This is a genomic window from Bergeyella anatis (genome assembly GCF_036016955.1).
Lineage (GTDB): Bacteria > Bacteroidota > Bacteroidia > Flavobacteriales > Weeksellaceae > JAYWXI01.
On sequence record NZ_JAYWXI010000191.1, the window covers coordinates 1 to 310 of the forward strand.

Here is a 310-nt window from a genome sequence, read left to right on the forward strand (position 1 = left end):
ACTGAGGGTACTTTCAATGACCACCCTATCGGCAGTGATGGGTGCGAAAATATGGTTGATATGGGATAGAACGGTCAAAATCCCTGCGGTATTAACCGTTCCTGGCATATCAAATAGCACTACATCAATATCATAAGGCGTTTCTTTGATAAATTCTTCTGCCTTTTGAATCGCCTCATTGGATTTACAAGTGATAATCGGATAGGCTTTTTTGTTAATCTTACTGAATTGCTCGTGGGCTTTCTGTTTGAAATGTTCATTCTGCATCACGATTTTCAAATCCTGTTCCCGTAGATTACTGATACTATAC

Annotated in this window: 1 pseudogene; it reads right to left on the bottom strand. The window is 39.4% G+C overall.

What is annotated here, in order from left to right:
• Positions 1-310: pseudogene (locus tag VQ048_RS12885) on the bottom strand (ParA family protein); the annotation flags it as partial.